Annotated in this window: 4 protein-coding genes; 2 read left to right on the top strand and 2 right to left on the bottom strand. The window is 70.6% G+C overall.

The features are described from left to right. Together VM840_12220 and VM840_12215 are read right to left on the bottom strand one after the other, a co-directional pair. On the bottom strand, positions 1-298 hold a 298-nt coding region (locus VM840_12220), incomplete at its 3' end, for an acetyl-CoA C-acyltransferase (GenBank protein ID HVL82344.1). Beyond that, positions 291-1,319 (bottom strand): MBL fold metallo-hydrolase, encoded by a 1,029-nt coding sequence (locus VM840_12215; protein ID HVL82343.1) that lies wholly within the window; start codon positions 1,317-1,319, stop codon positions 291-293. The genes VM840_12220 and VM840_12215, both read right to left, overlap by 8 nt. A gap of 149 nt (positions 1,320-1,468) precedes the next feature. On the opposite strand from VM840_12215, the gene VM840_12210 reads away from it, so the two are divergent. Next, positions 1,469-1,780: a hypothetical protein gene (locus tag VM840_12210; GenBank protein ID HVL82342.1), complete on the top strand. Its 312-nt coding sequence runs from the start codon at positions 1,469-1,471 to the stop codon at positions 1,778-1,780. Between the two features lie 159 nt (positions 1,781-1,939). Continuing rightward, positions 1,940-2,245 (top strand): hypothetical protein, encoded by a 306-nt coding sequence (locus VM840_12205; GenBank protein ID HVL82341.1) that lies wholly within the window; start codon positions 1,940-1,942, stop codon positions 2,243-2,245. Positions 2,246-2,774 lie beyond the last annotated feature (529 nt).

The raw sequence follows: 2,774 nt of genomic DNA, 5'->3' as shown, positions 1-2,774 counted from the left end.
CCATGCGGATCGCCTGCAGGGAGGAGGCGCAGAACCTGTTCACGGTCGTCGCCGGCACCGTCTCCGGGAGGCCTGCCAGGAGGGTCGCGACCCGGGCCACGTTCATCCCCTGCTCCCCGTTGGGGAACCCGCACCCGACGTAGACGTCCTGGATATCGGCGGGCTCTATCCCCGAGCGCTCGACGGCCTTGGACAGGGCGAAGGCGAGCAGGTCGTCCGGACGCACGTCGACCAGCGAGCCCTTCCGCGCTCGCCCGATCGGCGTCCGGACCGCTCCCACGATGACTGCCTCAGGCATCCTGTCCTCCCTCGTCGTCGCTGACCCAGAAGATCCACACCCCATCTTCCCGCTGCCGGGACCGGGCACGCCCATCCTCCACGAGCAGGTCCAGGCGGCCGACCACGTCTCCCATGAACCCCCACGGGTCGCGCAGGACACGTTGACCGTACATCTCCAGGGCGAGCTCGACGGGCGTGCACGGCCCGTGCCGCGCCAGCCCCGCCAGGACGTGCTCCGTCCGCTTCGCGCTCTTCGCCAGCCGCCTGCCGATCAGGCCGGCGTGCCGCGAGATCGGCGGTCCGTGGCCCGGGAAGACGACGGGCACGTCCATGGACGCCAATCGCTCGAGCCCGGCGTTGTACCACGACAGCGTCGGGGCGCGACCGGTCGGATGGGACGCGTCGAGGTCCAACCCGGAGTTCGTGGGTGTGTGCGCGAGCAGGTAGTCCCCCGCGAACACGGCCCCGGTGGGCTCGTCCACCACTATCACGTGGCCCGCGGAGTGCCCCCCCAGGTGCTCCACCCGCAGGGTCGTGCCCCCGGCCGCGAAGCTCTCGCCTCCCTTCATCGCCGTCGCGGCGGGCTGGGAGGCCGACTCGTCGTCGTCCCCGAAGAAGCGCGAGAGCGCCTCCTCGGGCACCCCGAGGGGCAGGTAGACGGCGCGCATGGCCGATGGGCGGTCGGTCATCCACTCCTGCATCCGCTCGAGATCCGACTCGTGGATCACGACCTCGCACCGCGACAGCGACTGCAGCCAGGCCGCGCAGCCGAAGTGATCGGAGTGGCCGTGGGTCACGATGATCCGTTCCAGCTCGGACGGGTCGCGACCGGCGGCGGCGAAGGCCGCCTGGAAGCCGGCCCGCGCCTCCGGCGTGTCGTACCCCGCGTCGACGAGGGTGACCGGATCGCCCGGGAACAGGTACGCGACCACCGCCCCGACCCGCCAGGGCGTCGGGAGCACGACCGGACGGGCGGGTATCCCCAGGTGGACGAGCTCCCCCCAGAGCGCGGCCTCGAGCTCGGGGGATTCCGTGGTCACCCCCTCAGGGTGCCACAGGCCCAGGAGTGGACGCCCCCGGCCCGGACCCGGAACACACGTTCTGAAAGTGGGCCGACGGGAGGGCGACGGCGGTTCGTTTCGCCGGTTGAGGGAAAGCAGCAACCGTCGCAGCAACAGGAGGTGCGCTCATGGAAACCGTTCTCCTCATCGACTCCGACCTGGAGCGTCGCAGCGCTATGAAGCGCGCGATCGAGCGTCGAGGCATGACCGTGACCGGCGAGGCCGGCTCGATCGCGGAGGTCATCACGGCCGTCGCCTCGCTCGACCGGGCCCCCGACACGGTTCTCGTCGGCGCAGGCGTCGTCGGTGCCCGCTCAGCCCGGGTCGCGCGGCTGCTGAAGCGCACCTGGCCGCGGGCGACGGTCGTCCACGAGATGACCCCCGAGGAGCGTCAGGAGACGGTCCCCGCTCCCCGGCTGCGCGTCGCGGTCGCGGGCTGAGGCCGAGGCCTCGGCCACGCATCGAGGGGCCGCCGCTGGGGGGCGTCCTCTCGGGTGACCGAGGTCTCACGCGGCCTGTGACGGGCATCACATCCCGCACTGCCCGCACGCGCTGTACTCCGGTTGGAGGTGCGCATGCGGGTTCCCAGCCTGGTCGTCATGAGGAAGCACAGGGTGGCCGCTCTAACCGTCTCGTACGGGCGCATCTGGCACACGCGCGAGGTGGGGGACCTGATCCTCGGCTACAACGCCGCCGGACGTCTGGCCCGCGTCGTGTTCCTCGACCCGCTCGCCCTACTGCCCCGAGACCCCACGGTCCGCCACGCGGTTGAGGCCTCCCTGTCCGCGCTGAGCGCCGAAGAGAGCGTTTCCAACGCGGATATCGAGGTGCTGCAGAGCGCACTGTCGCGAGCGCCGATCGGCACCGCTCGCGCACAACCGACGGACCGATATCGCGCTCTCTAGGCCACCATTTCTGCGCTCGTCCGCGCCAGGTGCGCAACCTCCCGAGAGCCCTGGTCGATCCGTCGCTGTGTCGCTATCCGGGCGGATACCGACGGTCCAGGGGCGGTTCAGGGGTCCGAATGGCCCCGTCATCCACAGGATCAACAGCCTTTCCACAGGCCAGTCTCTGGGAGTGGAAGATCGGCCCGAACCCGGAGACCCTTCCCCTTCGCCCCCGGGTCGGACCGATTTTCCTTGAGGCCTCGTCTCCGCTCCGCGGCGCGGAGACATGAGCACTTTATGGCGCATATATCGTCCCGTCAATACCCGATTTCTGGCGCGTCCGGCCGCCCTTGTGAATGTTCGCCATTGGATCAACGCTGGTCGCGGCGTCCTCCTGCGGGCGGCGGGAACCCCATGCCCTCGCTAGGCTGGATCCGTGTTGTCCATCCTGAACGCCCGCGAGCGTGTCGCCATCGCCGTGGGGGTGGTGACGTCGCTCTTGGCCATCGGAGCCCTGGCGGCCGAGCCCGCCCCTGCCCCACCTCCC

It is taken from the genome of Actinomycetota bacterium (assembly GCA_035540895.1).
GTDB lineage: Bacteria > Actinomycetota > JAICYB01 > JAICYB01 > JAICYB01 > DATLFR01.
Note: the sequence above shows the minus strand (reverse complement) of the source record. Positions and strands in the feature narration are given on the sequence as shown.

Coding starts and splice junctions, on each gene's coding strand:
- VM840_12210 (HVL82342.1), top strand. CDS start 1,469: ATGGAAACCGTTCTCCTCATCGACTCCGACCTGGAGCGTCGCAGCGCT.
- VM840_12205 (HVL82341.1), top strand. CDS start 1,940: ATGAGGAAGCACAGGGTGGCCGCTCTAACCGTCTCGTACGGGCGCATC.